The organism is Streptomyces sp. NPDC059852 (assembly GCF_042731455.1).
Classification (GTDB): domain Bacteria; phylum Actinomycetota; class Actinomycetes; order Streptomycetales; family Streptomycetaceae; genus Streptomyces.
In genome coordinates this window covers 140,128-162,063 of sequence record NZ_JBHWJK010000017.1, presented here as the reverse complement: position 1 = coordinate 162,063, position 21,936 = coordinate 140,128, and the positions used below count along the sequence as shown (strand labels likewise).

Below are 21,936 nucleotides of genomic sequence, written 5' to 3'. Positions count from 1 at the left end.
ATTCCACTATCCGGCTCATGGTGCTGACCCGCCGTCACGAGGCCCTGAACCCAGTCGAGGAGAGTGGAAGATGAGGACACCGCCGAGATGGCGATCCGTCCTGGCGCCCGCCGCCATGGCAGCCGCGCTCGCCGCAGCCGCCCTGGCCAGCACGGGCTCCGCCCTTGCCGATGATCACGCCCCGCCGCACTCGCCGTACCCGGCGAAGCCGGCCCAGGCCCCGGCCCCGGCTCACGGGCCTCAGCCGGCGTACCCGGCGAAACCGGGCCACCCGGAGAAGCCGGGCCAGCCGGTGCACCCCGCCAAGCCGGAATACCCGGCGAAGCCGGAGCAGCCGGTGCACCCGGCCAAGCCCGAACACCCGGTCAAGCCGGAGCAGCCGGCACACCCCGCGAAGCCGGTCAACCCCGAGTACCCGGCGAAGCCGGCCCACCCGGAGAAGCCCGCGTACCCGGCCAAGCCCGCCAAGCCTGAGCAGCCGTCGAAACCCGCGTACCCCGCCAAGCCCGAATACCCGGCCAAGCCCGCGTACCCCGCCAAACCCGCGAAGCCGGAGTACCCGGCTAAGCCCGCGTACCCGGCCAAGCCCGCCAAGCCCGAATACCCGGCTAAGCCCGCGTACCCCGCGAAGCCTGCCAAGCCTGAGTACCCGGCCAAGCCCGCATATCCCGCGAAGCCCGCCAAGCCTGAGTACCCGGCCAAGCCCGCATATCCCGCGAAGCCCGCCAAGCCTGAGTACCCGGCCAAGCCCGCATATCCGGCGAAGCCCGCCAAGCCCGAACTTCCCAGCAAGCCGGCCTACCCCGCCAAGCCTGCGAAGCCCGACTACCCGGCGAAGCCCGAACTTCCCAGCAAGCCGGCCTACCCGGCCAAGCCCGCCAAGCCGGCCCACCCGGAGAAGCCCGCGTACCCGGCCAAGCCCGCCAAGCCTGAGCAGCCGTCGAAGCCCGCGTACCCCGCCAAGCCTGCGAAGCCTGAGTACCCGGCCAAGCCGAGCAAGCCCGAGCGGCCGTCCAAGCCCGTGTACCCGGCCAAGCCCAGCAAGCCCGAGCACCCGAGCAAGCCCGCCTACCCGAGCAAGCCGGCCAAGCCCGAGCACCCCAGCAAGCCCGCCAAGCCGGACCACCCCTCCAAGCCGGCTCACCCCTCGAAGCCCGATCACCCGGAGAAGCCCGCCCACCCCGACAAGCCCAGCAAGGGTGAGCACAAGGGCAAGGGAGGGCACGACGGGCATGACGAGTGAGGTGGGGCTGACGCCCTGAACCGTGCCCGATGAACGGCCGGTCCCGGATCACCGGGGCCGGCCGTTCCACGGACCCGTCCGCCGTCGGCCGTCGGCCCTACAGCCGCCCCCGGAAAACCTCCTTTGACATAGCTATCTCTTCATACATACGCTTCCGGTATGCCCGCCCCCAGCGCGTCCGTCCAGGACATCGACGAGGTGGCCGCCGCACTCGTGGCGTGCCTGCCCGCGCTGCACCGGGCCCTCGACCGGCAGGTCGGTCAGGAGTTCCCGCACCCCAAGCCCCCCGAGGCACAGCTCGCCCTGCTGCGGCATGTCGAGGCCCACGACGGGGTCACCGTGCGGGAGGCGGCCGAGGCGCTGCGCATGAAGCCGAACAACGTGAGCGCGCTGGTGACCCAGATGACCGAGCAGGGGATGCTGGAGCGCCGCCAGGACCCCGCGGACAAGCGGATCGCGCATCTGCACCTGACGCCGACCTCCCGGGAGCGGCTGGCCGAGGTCACGGGCCTGATGGGCCGGCACCTCGCGCGGGCGATGCGTGCGCTGACCGACGGCCAGCGGGACGCCCTGGGTTCGGCGCTCGGCGCCTTCGCGGCACTCACCGAACTCACCGAGCGGGCCCACGGCGGCGCCACGCGCTGAGCGCGCGCCGCCGACATCGCCTCCGGCCGCATCCCGTCGTATCCCTCACGTCTCAAGGACTCGTACCCTCATGCCCTCCGTGGCCACCGACGCCTCCGCCCTGCCCGCCTCCGGGCTCCCCGCCGACCCGCCGCGCGGCCGGCGGGCCAACCCCTGGCTGACGCTCCTCGCCGTCGCCTTCGGCCTGTTCATGGTCGGGCTCGACGGTTCGGTCGTCTCCATCGCCAACCCGGAGATCGGCCGGGACCTGAACGCCTCCACGGCCGATCTGCAGTGGGTGACCAACTCCTATCTGCTGGCGCTGGCCGCCGCGCTGATCCTCGGCGGCAAGCTCGGTGACCGGTTCGGGCGCCGCACCTTCTACCTGGCCGGCGTCGCCGGCTTCACCCTCGCGTCCGTCGCCATCGGGCTCGCCGGGTCCATCGAGGGCGTCATCGCCTTCCGTGCGGCGCAGGGCTTCTTCGGTGCCCTCCTGCTGCCCAACACGCTCGGCATGCTGCGGGCGGTCTTCCCGCCCCGGAAGTTCGGCATGGCGGTCGGCATCTGGGCCATGATCTCCTCGGTGTCCACGGCCCTCGGCCCCATCGTCGGCGGGCTGCTGGTGGAGCACGTCAGCTGGGAGTCCGTGTTCTACATCAACGCGCCCATCGGGGCCGCCGCCCTCGTCTTCAGCGCCCTCGTGCTGCCGCAGACCCGCAACGCGGCCGCCGCGCACGACAGGTTCGACATCGGCGGCGTGGTCCTGCTGGCCGTGGGGCTGCTCGCCGTGGTGTTCGGCGTCGTCAAGGGCGAGTCGTGGGGCTGGGCCTCGGCCGGCACGCTCGGCTCGATCGGGGCCGGGGTGCTGGTCCTGCTGGTGTTCGGGGTGTACGAGACCCGGACAGCCGCCCCGCTGCTGCCGATGCGGCTGTTCCGCAGCCCGGCGCTCACCATCGGCACCGTCATCACGGCGCTGAACTTCTTCGTGCTGCTCGGTGTGATCTTCTTCGTCATGCTGTACCTGCAGAACGTGCGCGGCTTCTCCCCCGTGGAGGCCGGTGTGCGCACCCTGCCGCTGAGCCTGGCGTCGGTCGTGGCCTCGCCCCTCGGCGCGGCGCTCACCGGCCGGTTCGGGCCCCGCTTCACGATGCCGCTCGGCATGGCGCTCCAGGGCGCGGCCTGCTTCACGATGCTCAGCTGGAGCGCGGAGTCGTCGTACGCCACGATGTGGCCGCCGTTCGTCGGACTCGGTCTGGGTGTCGGCATGGTGATGGCCTCCTCGTCGGACGCCATCGTCGGCAACGCGCCCGTCCAGGACGGCGGGGTCGCGGGTGGTCTCCAGGGGACCGCCCTGCAGATCGGCGGCGCGCTCGGCACGTCGGTGCTGGTGTCCCTGATCAGCAGCCGGGTCGGGGCCACCCTGACCGGCGAGCTGACCTCGGCCGGGGTGCCCGCGGCGGCGGCCGGGGGCCTGGGCGGCGCCAAGGACGCGGTGGCCATGGGGGTCGCCCCGGTCACCGCCGACATGCCGGAGCAGCTGAGGGCGGCCGTCGCCGAGGGGAGCCGGGCGGCGTTCATGAACGGGGTGCACACCTCGGTCCTGGTCGCCGGGACCCTGTGTGTGATCGGCGCGCTGGTCGCCGCGGCCGGGGTGCGCGGCACGCCGGTGGCGGACCGCCCCTGAGGGCGGCGGTCAGGGAAGTTCCTGCTCCGCCCAGATGATCTTCCCGCCGGGTGTGTAGCGGACGCCCCAGCGGTGCGCGAGCTGCGCCACCAGGAACAGGCCCCGGCCGCCCTCGTCCGTGCTGCGGGCGTGGCGCAGCCGGGGCGCGGTGCTGCTGGCGTCGGCGACCTCGCAGGTCAGCCGGGCGTCGCGCAGGAGCCGCAGGCGCACCGGCGGTTCGGCGTAGCGGATCGCGTTGGTGACCAGTTCGCTGACGATCAGTTCGGTGGTCATGGCGAGGTCGTCGAGGTGCCAGGCGGCCATCTGCCGGGTGGCCAGGGCGCGTGCCTCGGCGACGGCGGCCGGGTCGGCGGGCACGTCCCAGGAGACGACGTCGCCGGGGTCGAGTGCCCGGGTGCGGGTCAGCAGCAGGGCGACGTCGTCGGGCTGCTGCTCCGGCACGAGGTCGCGCACCGCGGACGCACAGAGCGTGTCGAGGTCGAGACCGCGGCGGGAGAGCAGGTCGCCCAGCCGGGTCATGCCGCTGTCGACGTCGGCGGTCTCGCTCTCGACGAGGCCGTTGGTGTAGAGGCCGAGCAGGCTGTGCTCGGCGAGTTCGATCTCGGCGGACTCGAAGGCCAGGCCGCCCAGGCCGAGCGGCGGCCCGGCCGGTGGCTCGGGATAGGACACCTGTCCGTCGGGAGTCACGACGACGGGCGGCGGGTGCCCGGCGCGCGCCATCGTGCAGAGCCGGGTGACGGGGTCGTAGACCGCGTACAGGCAGGTCGCGCCGAGGAAGCCGGCCCCGCCCGCGTCGGGCTGCTCCTCGCTGAGCCGCAGGACCAGGTCGTCGAGGTGCGCGAGGAGTTCGTCGGGTGGCAGCTCCATGTCGGCGAGGGTCTGCACGGCGGTGCGCAGCCGGCCCATCGCGGCCGCGGCGGCGATGCCGTGCCCGACGACGTCGCCGACGACGAGCCCGACCCGGGCACCCGACAGCGGGATGACGTCGAACCAGTCGCCGCCGACGCCGTCCGTGGGGTCGGCCGGGCGGTAGGCGGAGGCCACCTCCAGGGCCGTGCCGCCGGTCAGTGCCTGCGGCAGCAGACTGCGCTGGAGGGTGACGGCCGCGGCGTGCTCCCGGGTGTAGCGGCGGGCGTTGTCGACGCAGAGCGCCGCGCGGGCCACCAGTTCCTGGGCGACGAGGACGTCGTCGGACCGGAAGGAGGCGGGGTTGCGCGAGCGGATGAACGTGGCGAGGCCGAGCGCGGTGTCGCGGGCCCGCATGGGCACGCAGATCAGCGAGTGCAGCCCGTGGGCGCGCATGCTGGCCGCCCGGCGGGGCTGTTCGGCGGCCCACCGGGAGTCGAACGGGTCGAGGACCGGGATGAGGACGGGGCCGCCCTGGCCGAGGAGGTGCTCGTCGTGGGGCGGCGGGACGAAGTCCACCGCGTCGCCGACGTGTGCGACGGCCTCCGGGGCGCCGTCGTGGACCGACCGCAGACCGGCCCGGCGCATCGTCGCGCCGACGAGGGCCGGGCCCGCGTCGGTGAGCCAGGCGCCGTGCCCCTCGGTGCTGAGCACCGGGTCCAGCAGATCCACGGCGACGAAGTCCGCGAACGCGGGCACGGCGAAGTCGGCGAGTTCCTGCGCGGTGGTCAGCACGTCGAGGGTGGTGCCGATCCGGGTGCCGGCCTCGTTGACGAGGGTCAGCAGCCGGTGGGCGGTCCACCGCTCGGTGATGTCGAGGACCATGTAGCAGACGCCGCTGACCGTGTCGTCGGGGTCGATGAGCGGGAAGAACGACGTCGAGTACGCGCGCTGGCGGTGCGGGTCGGACCAGCTCCAGCCGACGTACTCGTAGTCGGTGACCGGGACGCGGGTCTCCAAAACCTTGCTCATCAGGCCCTCGATGGTCTCCGCCTCGAGGCCGGGCAGCAGGTCGCCCAGCCTGCGGCCGAGCCGCTGCCCGCGCGGGACCCCGCCGAGGCGCTCCAGGGTGTCGTTCAGCCAGACGTAGCGCAGCCGCCGGTCCACGACGGCCATGCCGACCGGTGAGCGGGTCAGGAAGCCGTTGAGGACCGACTCGCCGACGATCCACGGCGGGGGCCGGTCCCGCGCGGAGACCAGGTAGCACTCCTCCTGGCCGACGCGGAAGCCCGGGGAGACCCGTACGTCGACGTCGACGGTGTGCCCGTCGCGGCGCCGGACCGGGAACCGGCCGCTCCAGCCCGAGCCGGACCGGCAGCGTTCGGCGACGGCGACCGCCCGCGCGCGGTCGCCGGGCGTCGCCAGCAGGTCCAGCCCCCGCGTGCCGACGACGTCGGCCGCCGGGAGTCCGAGGAGGTCCTCGGCGGCCCGGGTCCAGGCGAGCACCAGCCCGCCCGCGGAGACGACGGCGGCGGCGTCGCCGGCCGCGTCGAAGGGCTCCCGCCGGGCCTCGGCTCCGGGGGTGTCCGGGGTGTCTCGCGGGGCGTCCATGGCTCCTCACGCAGTGTCCGTGGTTCCCGTCCTCACAGGACCCATGTTCCTGCTTGCGTCTGCGGCGCGCACGGGACGGCCCGCCCGGTGCGCGCCGGGCGCGGTGGAGAGAGCATGGAGGTGCCGGCCCCGCGTCGCCGTGTCCGGGGGCGCCCGCGGCCGGTGAGCCCACCCGGGGGTGGAGGAGGCGCCGCGATGACAGCCGGATCCCTGGAGTCCGACGCGGGTGGCCGTGGTGCCGAGCCGCCCCGGCCGACCGGACTGCTCGACGTGCTGAGCGTGGCCGCGGTGGTGCTGGACGCCGACGGGCGCATCGTCTTCTGGACCCCGCAGGCCGAGGAACTGTTCGGGTACTCCTCCGAGGAGGCGCTGGGTACGCACGCGGCCCGGCTGTTCATCCACCCCGAGCATCTGCCGTCGGTGACGAAGCTGTTCGCGGAGGTGCTGCGGACCGGCCAGAGCTGGGCCGGCACGTTCCCGGTGCGGCACAAGGACGGCAGTACGCGGATGACGGAGTTCCGCAACATGCGGCTGCTGGACGACCTCGGGGACGTGTACGCCCTCGGCATCGCGGCCGACCACTCGCTGCTCCAGCGGGTCGAGACGGATCTGGCGCTGTGCGAGCGGCTGATCAACCAGTCCCCCATCGGCATCGCGCTGGTCGGCCCGGATCTGCGCTTCCTGCTGGTCAACCCGGCGCTGGAGCGGGTCGACAGCACTCCGGCCGGCGAGCACGTGGGCCGTCGCCTGCGGGAGACGCTGCCGCTGTCCGACCTGGACACCATCGAAGCGTGCGTACGTCAGGTGATGACGACCGGGACGCCGCTGCTGGACCAGTACCACGTGGGCCGTCCACCGGACGAGCCGGACCGTGAGCGGGCCTGGTCGCTGTCGTTCTACCGGCTGGAGGACTCCGGCGGGCGGGTGCTGGGCGCCGCCCTCTCGTTCGTCGACGTCACCGAGCGGCACCGGGCCGCCGCCGCGGCCGACCGGGCCCGGCGCCGGCTCGCGCTGATCGCGGAGGCGTCCACGCGGGTCGGCACCTCGCTGGAGGTGGAGCGGACCGCCGACGAGCTGGCGGACGTGGCCACGCCCGAGCTGGCTGACGTCGTCGCCGTGGACGTGCTGGACTCGGCGCTGGCGTGCCGGCGCACCCGCAGGCCGGAGAAGGGCCCTGAGCTGTTCCGCGCCCTCGCGCTGAAGTCGGCCTATCCGAGCGCCGCGCTCCGGGCCGCCGACCCACCCGGTGATCTCGCCGCGTACGAGGGGGACCGGCTGGTCACCCTGTGCGTGCACACCGCGCGGCCGGTGCTGGTGCGGCACGTGGGCGAGGCGGATCTGCCGCGGATCGGCCGGGACGCGCAGGCCACGGAGCTGCTGGCGCGGGCGGGCGTGCACTCGTACCTGGCGGTGCCGCTGATCGCGCACGGCGAGGTGCTCGGGGCGCTCGACCTGAAGCGGACGCGCAATCCGCTGCCGTTCGACGAGGACGACGTGGTGCTCGCCGGGGAGCTGGCGGGGCGGGCCGCCGTGGCCATCGACAACGCGCGCTGGTTCCAGAGCGTGCGCAACACGGCGCTGACCCTGCAGCGCAGCCTGCTGCCCGACCACGCGCCGCACCACACGGGTCTGGAGCTGGCCTCCCGCTACCAGCCGGCGCAGGCGACCAGCGAGGTCGGCGGCGACTGGTACGACGTGCTGCCGCTGGAGGACGACAAGACCGCGCTGGTCGTCGGGGACGTGATGGGCAACGGCATCGACGCGGCGGCCACGATGGGCCGGCTGCGCACGGCGACCTGCGCGTATGCGGACCTCGACCTCGATCCCGGCGCGGTGCTCCACCATCTGGACAAGATCACCTGCGATCTGGAGCACTACATCGTGACCTGCCTGTACGCGGTCTACGATCCGCGCACCCGGCGGTTTCAGGTCGCGAACGCCGGGCACATGCCGCCCGCGCTGTCGCGTCCGGGCCAGAACCCGCGGCTGCTGCGGCTGCCGTCGGGCGCGCCGCTGGGGGTGGGGGGTGTGCCGTTCGAGACGACCACGGTCGAACTGGTGCCGGGCGACCTGCTGGTCCTGTACACGGACGGGCTGGTGGAGACGCGGCACCACTCCATCGACGACCGGCTGGACGTGATGCTCGGCTTCCTGGACGAGCCGCGCCGGCCCCTGGAGGAGACCTGCGACCTGCTCCTGTACGACCTGCGCCATCCCGACGACCACGACGACGTGGCGCTGCTGGTGGCGCGGATGGTGTGACCGGGGTGCCCCGGACCCGGACCCGCCTTGCCGGGGGCCGTGGCGGGGCGCACCCTGGTTGCTATGGGTGCTGCTCCGAACGGTCCCACCCTCATCGGCTCCGTCCAGCGGGCGTTCCGGCTGCTGGAGGCGATGAGCGCGCACGACAACGGCGCGCCCGCCAAACAGCTGGCGCGGGAGACGGAGCTGCCGCTGGCGACGACCTACCACCTGCTGCGGACGCTGGTGCACGACGGCTATGTGCGCAAGCTCGACGACGGCGGGTTCGTGCTGGGCGACCGGCTGGGGACGCTGCGGACCTCCTCGGGCCGGGCCCAGACGCTGCTCAGCCGGGTACGTCCGGCGCTCGCCGCGCTGCGGGACGAGCTGTCGAGCGCCGCCTATCTGACGTTCTACGAGGACGGGGAGATCCGGGTCGCCGAGATCGTCGACGGCCCGCGGGCCCCGCGTGTCGATCTGTGGGTGGGGTTCGAGGACGCCGGGCACGCCACGGCGCTCGGCAAGTCGGTTCTGCGGGAGATGGACGAGGAGGCGCGCCGGGAGTACCTGTCGCGGCACCACCTGGCCGATCTGACGCCGAGGACGATCACGGACCCGCCCGAGCTGCTGCGCCGGCTGGACACCTCGCCGCTGGCCCCCGCGGTCACGGACATGGAGGAGTACGCGCTCGGCACGGTCTGTGTCGCGGTGCCCGTGTACAGCGGCGGCACGCTGGGCTCGCTGGGGGTGTCGCTGCGGGCGGACCGGCGCGGGCGGCTGGAGGACGTCACCGCGCTGCTGCTGCCGACCGCGGACCGGGTGACGCGGAGCCTGTCGCTCACTATCTGAAATCCCGCCGCTTGCCCGGACGCACCCCGCACCGGTTTCCTCATAAGTAGGACATATCCGGTTTCCGGGGTGCTCTTCGCTCCGGGCGCACAGACGAGGACAGCGGACAAGGATGAGCCGGGCCCCCGAACACGGACCTGACCACTGGTCGCGGCGATGGGTCGTCGCCGTGGCCGTACTGCTGATACTGATCGTCACCGGGCTCGCGCTCGCCGACCTGCTCGGCGGCTCCAGGGCGGCCTGGGTGCCCCTGCTCGCCACGGTGCCGGCGCTCGCCGCCACCGCCGGTGGTCCCCGCACGGTCCTGTGCGCGGGGCTGTTCGCCGGCGCTCTCGGGGTGGCCCTCGGCCTCCATCACGGCGCCCCGGGCCGCGTCCTGGGCACGACGCTGGTCTCCCTCGCGGTCGTCACCCTGGCCTGCGGGCTGACCACCGTGCTGGGCGGGCGCCGTGAACGGGTGCTGGAGGCGGTGCGGTCCGTCGCCGAGGCCGCGCAGCACGCCCTGCTCCAGCCGGTCCCGTCGACCGTCGGCCCGTTCCAGGTGGCGGTGCGCTACAGCGCCGCGGCGGCGGAGGCGCGGATCGGCGGCGACCTCTACGCCCTGGTGTCCACGCCGCACGGGGTCCGGATGATCGTCGGCGACGTCCGCGGCAAGGGCCTGCCGGCCGTGGGCATGGCCGCCCTGGTCGTCGGGGTGTTCCGGGAGGCCGCGCACGACGAGCCCGACCTGCTCGACGTGGTCGCCCGCATCGAGCGCAGCCTGGCCAGGAACCTGGAGCCCGACGACTTCGTGACCGCCGTGGTGGCCGGGTACCCCCGGCCCGGGGAGCTGGAAGTGGTCAACTGCGGACACGCCCCGCCCCTGCTGGTGCGGGACTCGGCCGTCGTACCGGTCGAGCCGGCCCGTCCGGCCCCGCCCCTCGGGCTGCGCGCCCTGTCCGGCGAGACGCCCGGGCTGCACGTGCTGCCCTTCGCCGACGGCGACCAGCTGCTGCTCTACACCGACGGGGTCACCGAGGCGCGTGACCACGACCGCGAGTTCTATCCGCTGGCCGAGGGCCTCGCACGGCACACCTGCGACGACCCCGCGCACACCGTCACCGCGCTGCACGACGAACTGCTGCACCACGTCGGCGGGCATCTGCACGACGACGCGGCCCTGCTGCTCCTGCGCAAGCCGGTCCCGGCCGAGCGGAACGCCTCCGCGCCCGCAGCCCCGCGGGACCCCGGGCGCGTCAGCAGCCTGCCGGCCTGAACGACGCCGGCCCCTTTCGCCGCCGCCCCGCTCCGGGACGGCGGCGAAACGCCTGTTCAGGGACTATGACCCCCGCTATACACCGCGCGTATACACGCTATGTATAGTCCGGGCATGCGCCTACTGCCCCGGAAGATGAGAAAAACCTGGATCTGGTTGTCCGCCGCCGTCGTCGTGACGGCGGCGGCCGGTCTCATGGCCTTCGACCAGTACGTACGCCTGGACACCACGTCACCCGCCACCGCCCGCGCGCGCAGCACCGCCCACGCCCCCTTCGGCGGCGTCGACTGCCGGGAGGCCAAGTGCGTCGCGCTGACCTTCGACGCCGGGCCCAGCGAGCACTCCGCGCGCCTGCTGGACATCCTCAAGGACGAGAAGGTCCCGGCGACCTTCTTCCTCCTCGGCAAGCGCCACATCGAGAAGTACCCGGACCTGGTCCGGCGGATGGCGGACGAGGGCCACGAGATCGCCAACCACACCTGGGACCACAAGCGGCTCACGGATCTGGGAGCGGACGAGATACGCGAGGAGATAGAGCGGCCCAACAAGGAGATAGCGGCCCTCGTCGGGCGGCGCCCCACCCTGATGCGCCCACCGCAGGGACGCACGAACGACACGGTCCACGACATCTGCCGCGAGCTCGGCATGTCGGAGGTCCTGTGGACCGTGACGGCCAAGGACTACAGCACCGACGACTCCGCCCTCATCGAGCAGCGCGTCCTCGAGCAGACCGAACGCGACGGCATCATCCTGCTGCACGACCTCTACGACGGCACCGTGCCGGCGGTCCCCGGGATCATCGAGGGCCTGAAGAAGCGCGGGTACCAGTTCGTGACGGTTCCCCAGCTGCTCGCCCCGGGACGGGCCGAGCCGGGCGAGGTGTACCGGTGAGCCGGGCGTGACCAGCGCCGATCGGGCGAGGACGTTCCGTAGGATCGCCCCGTGGCCACCTTCCTCCTCCAGCGCACGGTTCCGCTCCCCCTCGACGAGGCGTGGCGCCGCCTGACGGAGTGGCATCGCCACGGCGACGTCGTCCCGTTCACCCGGATCCGCGTCGTCACCGCGGGGCCCACGCGGGTGGGCACGCGCTTCGTCGCCCGTACCGGGCTCGGCCCGCTCGGCTTCGACGACCCGATGGACGTCACCCGGTGGGAGCCGCCCGGGACCACCGCGCCGGGCCGGTGCCGGCTGGAGAAGCGGGGCCGGGTGATGACCGGCTGGGCGGAGATCGAGGTGCGCCCGGGACCCGGCGGCCGCACCCGGGCAGTGTGGCACGAGGAGGTGTGCGTCCGGTTCGTGCCGCGCCCCCTGGACGGTGTGGTGGGGCTGGCGGGCCGGTACCTGTTCGGACAGGCGATGAACCGGCTGCTGCGCACCCCCTGAGCCGGCCGAACGTCCTTGCCGCTGCGTAGGGTTGGCGGTCGGCGGAGACGAGGGGGGACGGCGGCATGACCACTGCGGACGTGGAGCCCGCGACGGCCGGCGAGGCCGAGGCGCTGGCCGTGGACGGGCTGCGCTGGCTGATCGCTGCCGGGCGCAGGACCGGCGACGGCGACGGGCTGGGGTGGCCGGTCCGGCCGTCGGACGACGCGATCGACCCGATGCTCTACAACGGCACGGCCGGGGTCGTCCCCACCCTGCTGGAGGCGTGGCGGCACTTCGGGGACGACGTCTACGCGGACACCGCCGTGCGCGCGGCCCGCGCCCTGGAGGAGTTCGCCGGGTCGTGGGAGGACCACTCCCTGTACTTCGGCCGCACCGGCATCGCGCTCGCCCTGCGTGCCGTCCACAGCGAGCTGGGCGACGCCCGGGCCGGAGCCGCCGCCGAACGGGCCCTGGAGGGCGTGCGGGCGGCCTTCGACGGGGAGCGCTGGGGCGAGCTGTACGAACTGATGGGCGGCAACGCGGGCATCGGCCTCGGCGCCCTGATCGCCGGACGCGACGACCTCGCGGTGCTCGCCGTGGAGCCGTACGCGCGCACGGCCGAGCCGACGGCCGCCGGTGTGCGGTGGCCGTTCCGTCCCGGCGTCGAGGGCCGCATGCACCACGTGTCGCACGGCACCCTCGGTGTCGTGTACGGACTGGCCGCGGTCGGCGGGGCGACAGGGCGCTCCGATCTGCTCGACCTCGCCCTCGCCGGGGCCGCCGACGTGGTGGCGCGCGACGAGGACGGACCGGACGGCTTCCTCGTCCCCCACTCCGACCCGCCCCACTTCCCCGACGTCACCCCTCGGTACAGCTACGGCTGGTGCCACGGGCCGGCCGGCGACGCACAGGTGTTCCGGCTGCTGCGGGACGTCACCGGCGACCCGGCGTGGGCGGCGCTGGCCGACCGCTGCTGGCACACCGTGACCCGGTCGGGACTGCCGCGCCGGCTGCGCCCCGGCTTCTGGGACAACGACGGGCGCTGCTGCGGCACGGCGGGCGTCCTGGCCCTCGCCGGCGACCGGATCGCCGAGCGGGGCGACTCCCCCGCCTTCGCCCGTACGCTCGTGGCCGCGCTCGGCGCGAACGCCGTGCGGGACGCCGACGGCGCCCGCTGGTCCCACGTCGAGCACCGCGCCACGCCGAGCGACCTGGAACCCGAGTGCGGCTGGGCGATGGGCAACGCGGGCATCGTGCGCGAACTCCTGCGCCATGCGCGGATCGTGCGCGGCGGCGACCCGGCGTACGCCGTCGCCTGGCCCGACCAGCCGGCGCCCCGGACTCAGGCCACCGACCCGATCCTTCCGGCGGGTGTGGACGCGGTGTCGTGATGGATCGGCGTGTGCGCCCCGGTCAGTGAGACCCCGCTGCCGCCGCGCCGGTTCGCGACGATCTCCGCCGCGATCGACAAGGCCGTCTCCTCGGGGGTGCGCGCGCCGAGGTCCAGGCCGATCGGCGAGCGCAGCCGGGCCAGTTCCAGTTCGGTGACGCCGACCTCGCGCAGGCGTTCGTTGCGGTCCAGGTGGGTGCGGCGCGAGCCCATCGCGCCGACGTAGGCGACCGGCAGGCGCAGGGCGTGCCGCAGCAGAGGCACGTCGAACTTGGCGTCGTGCGTGAGCACGCACAGGACCGTGCGGGCGTCGGTCTCGGTGCGCTCCAGGTACCGGTGCGGCCACTCCACGACGACCTCGTCGGCCTCCGGGAAGCGGGCCTTCGTCGCGAAGACCGGGCGGGCGTCGCACACCGTGACGCGGTAGCCGAGGAACGCGCCGACCCGGACCAGCGCCGAGGCGAAGTCGATCGCGCCGAAGACGATCATCCGGGGCGGCGGCACGGAGGACTCCACCAGCACGGTCAGCGGCTCCCCGCAGCGCGAGCCCCGCTCGCCGATCTCCAGGGTGCCGGTGCGTCCGGCGTCGAGGAACGCCGCCGCCTCGGCGGCCACCGTGCGGTCCAGCTCGGGGTGGCCGCCGCAGCCGCCCTCGTGGCCGCCGTCGGGACGGACCAGCAGCGCGCGGCCCACCAGGTCGGCGGGTCCGGACACGATCCGGGCCACGGCGGCCGCCTCGCCGGCCGCGGCGGCGGCCAGCGCCGCCGCCACCACCCGGCGGACCGGGTCCTCGGCCCGGACCGGCGTGACCAGGACGTCGATGACGCCGCCGCAGGTCAGGCCGACCGCGAAGGCGTCGTCGTCGCTGTAGCCGAAGCGCTCCAGGACGGTCTCGCCGTCCCGCAGCGCCTGCTCGCACAACTCGTACACCGCGCCCTCCACACAGCCACCGGAGACCGAGCCGATCGCCGTGCCCTCGGCGTCCACCGCGAGCGCGGCGCCGGGCTGACGGGGCGCGCTGCCGCCGACCGCCACCACGGTGGCCACGGCGAAGTCACGTCCCTGCTCGACCCACCGGTGCAGTTCCTCGGCGATGTCCAGCATCTGTCGGTCTCCTCAAGACGGTTGTGTGGGAAGGGGCGCGGGCGCGCTAGTGCACGCCCATCCAGCTCTCGATCGGGTTGAGGGCGAAGTAGACCAGGAAGACGGCGGTCAGGCCCCACATGAAGGCCCCGATCTCCCGGGCCTTGCCCTGGGCGACGCGGATCGCGGCGTACGAGATGACCCCGGCGGCGACACCGGCCGTGATCGAGTATGTGAACGGCATGATCACGACGGTGAGGAAGACCGGGATCGCGGTGGCCCGGTCGGACCAGTCGACGTGCCGGGCGTTCATCATCATCATGGCGCCGATCACGACCAGGGCGGCCGCCGCCACCTCGCCCGGCACGATCGCCGTGAGCGGGGTGAAGAACAGGCAGGCGGCGAAGAACAGTCCGGTGACCACGGAGGACAGGCCCGTACGGGCGCCCTCGCCGACCCCGGTCGCCGACTCGACGAACACGGTCTGGCCCGAGGCGCCGGCCGCCCCGCCGATCGCGCCGCCCGCGCCGTCGATGAACAGCGCCTTGGACAGGCCCGGCATCCGGCCCTTGTCGTCGGCGAGCTTCGCCTCGGTGCCCACGCCGATGATGGTGGCCATCGCGTCGAAGAACCCGGCGAGCACCAGCGTGAACACGATCATGCCGACGGTCATCGCGCCGACCTCGCCCCAGCCGCCGAACTCGACGTGCCCGAAGAGGGAGAAGTCCGGCATGGACACCGCGCCGCCGTGCAGTTCGGGGGCGCCGCCCGCCCACTGCTTCGGGTCGACGGCGTCGAGCGCGTTCAGGACGACGGCGAGGACCGTGCCGCCCACGATGCCGATGAGGATGGCGCCCGGGACGCCGCGCGCCTGGAGCATGAAGATGGCGAGGAGGGTGACGGCGAACAGCAGCACCGGCCAGCCGGCCAGTTCACCGGCCGGGCCGAGGGTGACCGGGGTGGCCTCGCCCTGGTGCACGAAGCCGGCCTTGTAGAAGCCGATCAGGGCGACGAACAGGCCGATGCCCATGGTGATGGCGTGTTTGAGGGCGAGCGGGATCGCGTTCATGATCAGCTCGCGGAGACCGGTGACGACCAGCAGCATGATGACGACGCCGTACATCACGCACATGCCCATGGCCTGCGGCCAGGTCATCCGCGGCACGACCTGCGAGGCGAGCACGCCCGAGACGGAGAGGCCGGCGGCGAGGGCGAGCGGCACCTTGCCGAAGAAGCCCATCAGCAGCGTGGAGAAGGCCGCCGCGAACGCGGTCGCGGTGATGAGCGCCTGCTGCGCGAGGGTGTCCCCCGCCGCGTCCTTGCCGGACAGGATCAGGGGGTTGAGCAGGAGGATGTACGCCATCGCCATGAAGGTCGTGACGCCACCGCGCACCTCGCGCGCGACCGTGGATCCTCGGTGGGATATGTGGAAGTACCGGTCGAGCCACGACCGGCCGGCCGGGACGCGGGTTCCTTCACCCGCGTCGTCGGCGGTGACCGTGGGCTTGAGCGACTGCTGGGTCATGTGGGCCTGCTCCCAAGGTTCAAAGGGGCACCCGCGTGTGCCGTCGGAGGCTCTGTGCGGGATTTGGGGAGGTGCACGACCCGGGGGACGGCCCGAGACGAACGTGGACGTGCGCGACCGGCGCCGGGGTGGCCGTTGGTGAGGCGTCGCCCGGCGCCGGGTGCCGCTAGGCGGTTCCTGTGAGGTGTTCGGGACGTACGGGCGTCCGGTTCAGCTCCAGGCCCGTCGCCTCCCGGATCGCCGCGAGGACGGCCGGGGTGGACGACAGGGTGGGGGCCTCGCCGACGCCGCGCAGCCCGTACGGCGCGTGGTCGTCGGCGAGTTCGAGCACGTCGACGGGGATGGTCGGCGTGTCGAGGATCGTGGGGATCAGGTAGTCCGTGAAGGAGGGGTTCTTCACCTTCGCCGTCTTCGGGTCGACGATGATCTCCTCCATGACGGCCACGCCCAGTCCCTGGGTGGTGCCGCCCTGGATCTGGCCGACGACGGACAGCGGGTTGAGCGCCTTGCCGACGTCCTGGGCGCAGGCCAGTTCGATCACCTTGACCAGGCCGAGCTCGGTGTCGACCTCGACGACGGCGCGGTGCGCGGCGAACGAGTACTGCACGTGGCCGTTGCCCTGCCCGGTGCGCAGGTCGAAGGGCTCGGTGGGGCGGTGCCGCCACTCGGCCTCGACCTCGACGCTCTCGTCCTCCAGGACGTCCACGAGGTCGGCGAGGACCTCGCCGCCGTCGGTGACGACCTTGCCGCCCTCCAGGAGGAGTTCGGCGGTGGCCCAGGCCGGGTGGTAGGAGCCGAACCTGCGCCGGCCGATCTCCAGCACCTTCTCGCGGACCAGTTCGCAGGAGTTCTTCACGGCGCCGCCGGTGACGTACGTCTGACGGGAGGCCGAGGTGGAGCCGGCCGAGCCGACCTGGGTGTCCGCCGGGTGGATGGTCACCTGGGCGACGCCGAGCTCGGAGCGGGCGATCTGCGCGTGGACGGTGACGCCGCCCTGGCCGACCTCCGCCATCGCGGTGTGCACGGTGGCGACGGGCTCGCCGCCGACGACCTCCATGCGCACCTTGGCCGTCGAGTAGTCGTCGAAGCCCTCGGAGAAGCCGACGTTCTTGATGCCGACGGCGTAGCCGATGCCCCGGACGACGCCCTCGCCGTGCGTGGTGTTGGACAGGCCGCCGGGCAGCTGCCGTACGTCGGCGCCCTCGCTGGACTCCCACTGGCGCTCCGGCGGCAGCGGCATCGCCTTGACCCGGCGCAGGAGTTCGGCGACGGGGGCCGGCGAGTCGACGGGCTGGCCCGTCGGCATGATCGTGCCCTGTTCCATGGCGTTGCGCTGCCGGAACTCCACCGGGTCCAGGCCGAGTTCCTTCGCGAGCTTGTCCATCTGCGCCTCGTAGGCGAAGCACGCCTGGACCGCGCCGAAGCCGCGCATGGCGCCGCAGGGCGGGTTGTTGGTGTAGAGGGCGATGGCCTCGATGTCGACGTCGTCGACCACGTAGGGGCCGATGGACAGCGAGGAGGCGTTGCCGACGACGGCCGGGGAGGCGGAGGCGTACGCGCCGCCGTCGAGCACGATGCGGCACTTGACGTGGGTCAGTTTGCCGTCACGGGTCGCGCCGTGCTCGTAGTACAGCTTGGCGGGGTGGCGGTGGACGTGCCCGAAGAAGGACTCGAACCGGTTGTAGACCATCTTGACGGGCTTGCCGGTGCGCAGCGCGAGCAGGCAGGCGTGGATCTGCATGGACAGGTCCTCGCGGCCGCCGAAGGCCCCGCCGACGCCGGACAGCGTCATCCGGACCTTGCTCTCGGGCAGGCCGAGGACGGGGGCGATCTGGCGCAGGTCGCTGTGCAGCCACTGGGTGGCGATGTAGAGGTGGACGCCGCCGTCCTCGTCGGGCACGGCGAGGCCGGACTCGGGGCCGAGGAACGCCTGGTCCTGCATGCCGAAGGTGTACTCGCCGGTGACGATCACGTCGGCCCGCCCGGCGGCGCGGGCCGCGTCGCCGCGGACGATCGGCTGCCGGTGCACGATGTTCGGGTGCGGGACGTGCCCGGCGTGGTGGTCGTCGCGGTTCTCGTGGACGAGGATCGCGTCGGGGGCGGTCGCGGACGCCTCGTCGGTGATGACGGGCAGCTCCCGGTACTCGACCTTGATCTTGGCGGCGGCGCGGCGCGCGGTCTCCGGGTGGTCGGCGGCGACGAGGGCGACGGGCTCGCCGTGGTGGCGGACCTTGCCGTGCGCGAGGACCGGGGTGTCCTGGATCTCCAGACCGTAGTTCCGCACGTCGGTCGGCAGGTCGTCGTAGGTCAGGACGGCGTACACACCCGGGGTGGCCAGGGCCTCGGCGGTGTCGATGGACACGATCTCGGCGTGGGCGACGGTGGAGCGCAGGATCTGGCCCCAGAGCATGTCCTCGTGCCACATGTCGGACGAGTAGGCGAACTCGCCGGTGACCTTGAGGGTGCCGTCGGGGCGGAGCGTGGACTCGCCGATGCCGCCCTTGGTCGGCGCGCCCTGGGTGATCTTCGTGGGGGTTCCGCTGGGGGACGCCATCGTCAGACCGCCTCTCCCTGCCGGGCGGCCGCCAGGCGGACCGCGTCCATGATCTTCTCGTAGCCGGTGCAGCGGCACAGGTTGCCCGACAGGGCTTCGCGGATGTCCGCGTCGGTCGGGTTGGGGTTGCGTTCCAGCATCTCGTCGGCGGCGACCAGCAGGCCGGGGGTGCAGAAGCCGCACTGGACGGCGCCGGCGTCGATGAACGCCTGCTGGATCGGAGCCAGTTCGGTGCCCTCGCCGGTCTGCGAGTCGGTGCCCCCGGCCTGCCAGTTCCTCGCCTCGTCCAGCGAGGTGCCGGGGGAGCCGCCACAGGAGCGCTGCCGGGCGTGGTCCGCGAGGCCCTCGACGGTCACGACGTCGCGGCCCTCGACCTGTCCGGCCGCGACCAGGCACGAGCACACCGGGACGCCGTCCAGGCGGACCGTGCAGGAGCCGCACTCGCCCTGCTCGCAGGCGTTCTTGGAGCCGGGCAGGCCGAGCCGCTCGCGCAGGACGTAGAGCAGGGACTCGCCCTCCCACACGTCGTCGGCTTCCTGCGGGCGTCCGTTGACGGTGAAGTTGACGCGCATCAGGCGACACTCCCTTCCTGATCGGTCGTGCCGTCGCTGCGGCGGTAGGACTCCCAGGTCCAGGTCAAGGTGCGGCGGGCCATGACGCCGACCGCGTGCCGGCGGTAGCTCGCGGTGCCGCGGACGTCGTCGATGGGGTTGCAGGCGGCGGCGCACAGGTCCGCGAACCGCTTCGCGACCGACGGCGTGATGATCTTGCCGTTGTCCCAGAAGCCGCCCTCCTCCAGCGCGGCGTTCAGGAACTCCTCGGCGGCCTTCGCCCGGATGGGGGTCGGCGCGGCGGAGCCGATGCCGGTGCGGACGGTCCGGGTCCCGGGGTGCAGGGCGAGGCCGAAGGCGCACACGGCGATGACCATGGCGTTGCGGGTGCCGACCTTCGAGAACTGCTGGGGCCCGTCGGCCTTCTTGATGTGCACGGCGCGGATCAGCTCGTCGGGCGCGAGCGCGTTGCGCTTCACGCCGGTGTAGAAGTCGTCGATCGGGATACGGCGGCTGCCGCGCACCGACTCGGCCTCGACCTCGGCGCCGGCGGCGAGGAGGGCGGGGTGGGCGTCACCGGCCGGGGAGGCGGTGCCGAGGTTGCCGCCGACGCCTCCGCGGTTGCGGATCTGCGGGGAGGCGACGGTGTGCGAGGCCAGGGCGAGGCCCGGCAGCTCGGCCCGCAGATCCTCCATGATCCTGGTGTACGGCACCGAGGCGCCGAGCCGCACGCTGTCCTCGCCGACCTCCCATGCGGAGAGGTCCTCGATCCGGTTCAGGTCGAGGAGGTACTCGGGCCGGCGGTGGTCGAAGTTGATCTCGACCATCACGTCGGTGCCGCCCGCAATCGGCACAGCGGTGGGGTGCTCGGCCTTCGCGGCGAGCGCCTCCTCCCAGCTGGCGGGGCGAAGGAAGTCCATGACCGGCTCTCTTCTTCGTCTCGTGGGTCGTCCGGATCGAGCCAGATCGGGTGCGGCGGGCCCGGCTCGTTCATGTGCTGTTCACGCGGAATGACGTCAGTACACAGGCCCGTGCTCCACCGGGGTCAGTCACGGAAACCATGAAGGAGTTGGCTGGCCACGACGGGCATCTTGTAGATTCGTATGAACGGAGGACACCTGTAACCTCCCTGCTTCCCCGGGGAAACATCCGGCACGGCTCTGTGACCTGGGACACCGTCCGAAAGACGACGAGCGCGCCGCCCGTGGGGGCCGCTCGCCGGCCCGTGACCGGGCCTGCCACGGACCCCTCATGATCCATCGTAGTTTTCGAGACAAGGAACGGCGGCGACGAGAATGCGGCTGCGCGCACTGCTGGACACCGACGCGCTGGGCCTGAAGCTGCTCGGCGGCGAGGACGAGCTCGACCGTACGGTGCGCGGTGTCATGACCACGGATCTGAGGGACCCCAGCCGCTATCTCTCGGGCGGGGAGCTGGTGCTCACCGGTCTGGCGTGGCGCCGGGACGCCGCGGACTCCGACCCTTTCGTGCGCATCCTCGTGCAGGCCGGTGTGGCGGCGCTGGCGGCAGGTGAGGCCGAGCTCGGGGAGGTGCCGGAGGATCTGGTGGTCGCCTGCGCCCGGCACCGGCTGCCGCTGTTCGCGGTGCACGAGTCGGTGGCGTTCGCGACGGTCACCGAGCATGTCGTCCGGCAGGTCAGCGGCGAGCGGGCCGGGGACCTGGCGGCCGTGGTCGACCGGCACCGCCGGCTGATGACGTCCGGCCCGGCGGGCGGCGGCCCGGACGTGGTCCTGGATCTGCTCGGCTCGGACCTGGACCTGCGGGCCTGGGTGCTGTCGCCGGCGGGACGGCTGATAGCCGGTTCGAAGGCGGCGGGTCCCGCGCTGCCCCCCGACCTGTGCGCGCGGCTGGCGGCCGGGCATCTGGCGGCCGCCCGCTCGGGGCGCCGAGGCCCGCACCGGGTGACCCTGGGTACGACGGTGTACTCGCTCTTCCCGATCCGCAGCGGCGGGCGGCCGGCCGGGGACGCCCGGGAGACGGTGCTGTCCGAGTGGCTGCTGGCCGTGGAGGCGGACGCCGGTGACTGGCCCGCGGAGCGGCTGGACCTGCTGCAGGGCGTGACCCAGCTGATCGCGGTGGAGCGCGACCGCCGGGACGCCGCCCGCACGGTGCGGCGCCGGCTCGCGCAGGAGGTCCTCGAGCTGGTCCAGACGGGCGCCGCGCCGGCCGAGATCGCCGCCCGGCTGCGGGTGGCGGCGCCGGTGCTGCTGCCCGGCCTCGGGGCGGCGCCGCACTGGCAGGTGGTGGTCGCCCGGGTCGAGTGGGCGGACGGCGCCATCGAGCCGGGTCCGGCCGCGCAGGCGCTGCTGGAGGAGATCCTGGTCGATCCCCGCGCGACCGGACCGGAGCCCTCGGACCGCATCGCGGTGGCGCACACCGGTGAGGAGGCGATCGCGCTGGTGCCGCTGCCCGCGGTCTCCGCCGAGCACGACGGCTCCGAGGCCGGCGTCCTCGCCGACGCGCTGCTGGACGCCGTGGGCGAGCCGCTGTCGGCGGGGCTGGACGACGACGGCCGGATCACGCTCGGGGTGAGCGCCGCTGTGCACTCCGCGGAGGGGCTGCGCGGCGCCTTGGAGGAGGCCCGGCACGCGCGCCGGGTCGCGGCGGCCCGCGTGGGGCGGGTGTGCGCGGCGGGCCACCAGGAGCTGGCCTCGCACGTCCTGCTGCTGCCGTTCGTGCCCGACGACGTCCGGCGGGCGTTCACCGCCCGGCTGCTGGACCCGCTGCGGGACTACGACCGCCGGCACCGCGCGGAGCTGATCCCCACGCTGGAGGCGTTCCTCGACTGCGACGGGTCCTGGACGCGGTGCGCGACCCGGCTCCACCTGCACGTCAACACGCTGCGCTATCGCGTGGGCAGGATCGAGCAGTTGACGGGCCGGGACCTGTCCCGGCTGGAGGACAAGCTCGATTTCTTCCTGGCGTTGCGGATGAGCTGAACCCGGCGCGGGGGCGCGCGGGGTGGCACCAAGTGCCGTCCGTGTCCCACGACTTTGTGAAATCCTTCACCCACCCTCTTGGCCGGGCGCGATGATTCGTGCTGAGATGCCGCCACCACTCAACAGCTCGATGGCGTGCTCGGGGAGGGCGAGGT

16 protein-coding genes are annotated in these 21,936 nt (G+C 73.3%); 10 read left to right on the top strand and 6 right to left on the bottom strand.

The features are described from left to right. Positions 1-70 precede the first annotated feature (70 nt). The 3 genes from ACFV46_RS22365 to ACFV46_RS22355 all read left to right on the top strand — a co-directional run bounded on the left by ACFV46_RS22365 (position 71) and on the right by ACFV46_RS22355 (position 3,551). Complete coding sequence (locus ACFV46_RS22365) at positions 71-1,243, top strand: hypothetical protein (RefSeq protein WP_385499382.1); 1,173 nt, start codon at positions 71-73, stop codon at positions 1,241-1,243. Between the two features lie 159 nt (positions 1,244-1,402). Then, positions 1,403-1,888 carry a MarR family transcriptional regulator gene (locus ACFV46_RS22360; protein ID WP_361932265.1) on the top strand — a complete coding sequence of 162 codons (486 nt, stop codon included), beginning with the start codon at positions 1,403-1,405 and terminating at the stop codon, positions 1,886-1,888. Positions 1,889-1,958: 70 nt separating this feature from the next. Continuing rightward, positions 1,959-3,551, top strand: coding sequence for a DHA2 family efflux MFS transporter permease subunit (locus ACFV46_RS22355; RefSeq protein WP_376726905.1), 1,593 nt, complete (start codon positions 1,959-1,961; stop codon positions 3,549-3,551). 9 nt (positions 3,552-3,560) lie between these two features. On the opposite strand, the gene ACFV46_RS22350 is transcribed toward ACFV46_RS22355, so the two are convergent. Next, positions 3,561-6,008 carry a SpoIIE family protein phosphatase gene (locus ACFV46_RS22350; protein WP_385499380.1) on the bottom strand — a complete coding sequence of 816 codons (2,448 nt, stop codon included), beginning with the start codon at positions 6,006-6,008 and terminating at the stop codon, positions 3,561-3,563. A 195-nt stretch (positions 6,009-6,203) separates the two neighbouring features. On the opposite strand from ACFV46_RS22350, the gene ACFV46_RS22345 reads away from it, so the two are divergent. The 6 genes from ACFV46_RS22345 (at position 6,204) to ACFV46_RS22320 (ending at position 13,109) form a co-directional block, all read left to right on the top strand. Next, positions 6,204-8,270: a SpoIIE family protein phosphatase gene (locus ACFV46_RS22345; RefSeq protein ID WP_385499378.1), complete on the top strand. Its 2,067-nt coding sequence runs from the start codon at positions 6,204-6,206 to the stop codon at positions 8,268-8,270. Between the two features lie 63 nt (positions 8,271-8,333). Beyond that, the gene (locus tag ACFV46_RS22340) at positions 8,334-9,098 is read left to right on the top strand and encodes an IclR family transcriptional regulator (protein ID WP_361932277.1); all 765 of its coding nucleotides are present in this window, start codon (positions 8,334-8,336) and stop codon (positions 9,096-9,098) included. 112 nt (positions 9,099-9,210) lie between these two features. Next, positions 9,211-10,353 (top strand): PP2C family protein-serine/threonine phosphatase, encoded by a 1,143-nt coding sequence (locus tag ACFV46_RS22335; protein ID WP_361932280.1) that lies wholly within the window; start codon positions 9,211-9,213, stop codon positions 10,351-10,353. A 135-nt stretch (positions 10,354-10,488) separates the two neighbouring features. Then, positions 10,489-11,244: a polysaccharide deacetylase family protein gene (locus ACFV46_RS22330; RefSeq protein ID WP_385499377.1), complete on the top strand. Its 756-nt coding sequence runs from the start codon at positions 10,489-10,491 to the stop codon at positions 11,242-11,244. Positions 11,245-11,295: 51 nt separating this feature from the next. After that, positions 11,296-11,736 (top strand): SRPBCC family protein, encoded by a 441-nt coding sequence (locus ACFV46_RS22325; protein ID WP_385499376.1) that lies wholly within the window; start codon positions 11,296-11,298, stop codon positions 11,734-11,736. A 65-nt stretch (positions 11,737-11,801) separates the two neighbouring features. After that, the gene (locus ACFV46_RS22320) at positions 11,802-13,109 is read left to right on the top strand and encodes a lanthionine synthetase LanC family protein (protein ID WP_385499374.1); all 1,308 of its coding nucleotides are present in this window, start codon (positions 11,802-11,804) and stop codon (positions 13,107-13,109) included. Here the strand turns inward: ACFV46_RS22320 and ACFV46_RS22315 are convergent. From ACFV46_RS22315 to ACFV46_RS22295, 5 genes are all read right to left on the bottom strand, one after another. Continuing rightward, a complete protein-coding gene (locus ACFV46_RS22315) occupies positions 13,061-14,212 on the bottom strand; it encodes an XdhC family protein (protein ID WP_376726899.1) in 1,152 nt (383 codons plus the stop codon). The genes ACFV46_RS22320 and ACFV46_RS22315 overlap by 49 nt on opposite strands. 46 nt (positions 14,213-14,258) lie before the next feature. Continuing rightward, entirely contained in the window at positions 14,259-15,716 is a 1,458-nt protein-coding gene (locus tag ACFV46_RS22310; RefSeq protein ID WP_361932293.1) for an NCS2 family permease, read from the bottom strand. A 166-nt stretch (positions 15,717-15,882) separates the two neighbouring features. Further along, a complete protein-coding gene (locus ACFV46_RS22305; RefSeq protein WP_385499372.1) occupies positions 15,883-18,270 on the bottom strand; it encodes a xanthine dehydrogenase family protein molybdopterin-binding subunit in 2,388 nt (795 codons plus the stop codon). A gap of 2 nt (positions 18,271-18,272) precedes the next feature. Further along, the gene (locus ACFV46_RS22300; protein ID WP_361932298.1) at positions 18,273-18,842 is read right to left on the bottom strand and encodes a (2Fe-2S)-binding protein; all 570 of its coding nucleotides are present in this window, start codon (positions 18,840-18,842) and stop codon (positions 18,273-18,275) included. After that, on the bottom strand, positions 18,842-19,741 hold the full coding sequence (locus tag ACFV46_RS22295; RefSeq protein WP_361932300.1) for a xanthine dehydrogenase family protein subunit M: 900 nt from the start codon (positions 19,739-19,741) through the stop codon (positions 18,842-18,844). The genes ACFV46_RS22300 and ACFV46_RS22295 overlap by 1 nt, the downstream gene beginning before the upstream one ends. A 375-nt stretch (positions 19,742-20,116) precedes the next feature. Between ACFV46_RS22295 and ACFV46_RS22290 the strand changes: the two genes are divergently transcribed. Beyond that, a complete protein-coding gene (locus ACFV46_RS22290) occupies positions 20,117-21,781 on the top strand; it encodes a PucR family transcriptional regulator ligand-binding domain-containing protein (RefSeq protein WP_361932302.1) in 1,665 nt (554 codons plus the stop codon). Positions 21,782-21,936: the final 155 nt, after the last annotated feature.

Coding starts and splice junctions, on each gene's coding strand:
- ACFV46_RS22365 (WP_385499382.1), top strand. CDS start 71: ATGAGGACACCGCCGAGATGGCGATCCGTCCTGGCGCCCGCCGCCATG.
- ACFV46_RS22360 (WP_361932265.1), top strand. CDS start 1,403: ATGCCCGCCCCCAGCGCGTCCGTCCAGGACATCGACGAGGTGGCCGCC.
- ACFV46_RS22355 (WP_376726905.1), top strand. CDS start 1,959: ATGCCCTCCGTGGCCACCGACGCCTCCGCCCTGCCCGCCTCCGGGCTC.
- ACFV46_RS22350 (WP_385499380.1), bottom strand. CDS start 6,008: ATGGACGCCCCGCGAGACACCCCGGACACCCCCGGAGCCGAGGCCCGG.
- ACFV46_RS22345 (WP_385499378.1), top strand. CDS start 6,204: ATGACAGCCGGATCCCTGGAGTCCGACGCGGGTGGCCGTGGTGCCGAG.
- ACFV46_RS22340 (WP_361932277.1), top strand. CDS start 8,334: ATGGGTGCTGCTCCGAACGGTCCCACCCTCATCGGCTCCGTCCAGCGG.
- ACFV46_RS22335 (WP_361932280.1), top strand. CDS start 9,211: ATGAGCCGGGCCCCCGAACACGGACCTGACCACTGGTCGCGGCGATGG.
- ACFV46_RS22330 (WP_385499377.1), top strand. CDS start 10,489: ATGAGAAAAACCTGGATCTGGTTGTCCGCCGCCGTCGTCGTGACGGCG.
- ACFV46_RS22320 (WP_385499374.1), top strand. CDS start 11,802: ATGACCACTGCGGACGTGGAGCCCGCGACGGCCGGCGAGGCCGAGGCG.
- ACFV46_RS22315 (WP_376726899.1), bottom strand. CDS start 14,212: ATGCTGGACATCGCCGAGGAACTGCACCGGTGGGTCGAGCAGGGACGT.
- ACFV46_RS22310 (WP_361932293.1), bottom strand. CDS start 15,716: ATGACCCAGCAGTCGCTCAAGCCCACGGTCACCGCCGACGACGCGGGT.
- ACFV46_RS22305 (WP_385499372.1), bottom strand. CDS start 18,270: ATGGCGTCCCCCAGCGGAACCCCCACGAAGATCACCCAGGGCGCGCCG.
- ACFV46_RS22300 (WP_361932298.1), bottom strand. CDS start 18,842: ATGCGCGTCAACTTCACCGTCAACGGACGCCCGCAGGAAGCCGACGAC.
- ACFV46_RS22295 (WP_361932300.1), bottom strand. CDS start 19,741: ATGGACTTCCTTCGCCCCGCCAGCTGGGAGGAGGCGCTCGCCGCGAAG.
- ACFV46_RS22290 (WP_361932302.1), top strand. CDS start 20,117: ATGCGGCTGCGCGCACTGCTGGACACCGACGCGCTGGGCCTGAAGCTG.